The sequence below is a fragment of the Cytophagales bacterium genome, from assembly GCA_019456305.1.
Classification (GTDB): Bacteria; Bacteroidota; Bacteroidia; order Cytophagales; family VRUD01; genus VRUD01.
Genome location: VRUD01000159.1, coordinates 1 through 1,244, shown reverse-complemented (window position 1 = coordinate 1,244; position 1,244 = coordinate 1). Strand labels below are relative to the sequence as shown.

The following is a 1,244-nucleotide window of genomic DNA, read 5'->3' as shown; positions in this document are numbered from 1 at the left end:
TATAACCATCTTAACAATTGAACAATGAAATAATATATTTTATGATTACAATATTGCGTAATTAAATTGTTGCTACAATAGTGTACATATCTTGTTTATCATTTATTATATGAAAAAAAAAGAAAAAAGAACCGAACTAAGTGAAATAGGAGAATTTGGGCTCATTGATAAGATTAGAAAAAATGTTGAGACCTTTAATAAATCTACAATAAAAGGAATAGGTGATGATGCGGCTGTGATAGCCTTCCCGGCTCCAAACGATTCCCTTTATAAAAAGAGTAATAAACAAAGCAAGGAGCATGGAAACCTGTCCCCACTATCCCCCCGAGTTACTCGGGGGGGACAAAGTCGGGATAAGCTATTGCTGTTTTCAACTGATATGCTTGTTGAGGGAATACATTTTGATATGGCCTTTACCCCGCTGAAACATTTGGGTTATAAAGCTGTAGTGGTGAACATCTCCGATATCGCTGCTATGAATGGCATAGCTCAGCAAATAACCGTAAGTCTTGCATTAAGCAACAGATATTCTCTTGAAGCAATTGAGGAATTATACGAGGGGATAAGAACAGCCTGTAAGAACTATAATGTGGACCTTGTTGGCGGTGATACAACATCGTCAGTTTCAGGTTTGATAATTTCAGTTGCAATAGTTGGTACAGTTGAAAAAGAAAACATTAGCTACAGAAATACCGGAAAAAAAAATGACCTGATATGTGTCACCGGTGACCTGGGAGGTGCCTATATTGGGTTACAACTATTAGAAAGAGAAAAACAGGTTTTCTTAGACAACCAGGATATGCAGCCTGAGCTTGAAGGAAAAGATTACGTGGTTAAAAGACAACTTATGCCTGAAGCAAGAACCGATATTATTTATGAGCTTAAAGATCTCAACATTGTACCAACATCTATGATCGATATTTCAGACGGTTTGGCTTCTGAACTGCTGCATATATGCAATAGCTCAAAAGTTGGCGCTAAAATATATAAAGAAAAGCTACCCATAGAGAAGAGTGCCTATGAAACTGCTGTTGAATTCAAACTTGATCCTACAACGTGTATGCTAAACGGAGGCGAGGATTATGAACTGCTTTTTACTATCAACACCAGTGATTTTGGAAAAATAAAAAACCACCCTGACATTACTACGATCGGCCATCTCACAGAAAAAAAATCAGGTGTCAACCTTATAACAAAAGAAGGGAACATGGTTGAAGTAAAGGCGCAGGGGTGGGAGCATTTTA

General features: G+C 37.4%; 1 protein-coding gene. It reads left to right on the top strand.

Going from position 1 to position 1,244, the window contains the following annotated elements; genetic code table 11:
• Positions 1-217: 217 nt before the first annotated feature.
• Positions 218-1,244 (top strand): thiamine-phosphate kinase (thiL, locus tag FVQ77_17490; GenBank protein ID MBW8052098.1); only part of this gene is annotated, 1,027 nt, incomplete at its 3' end.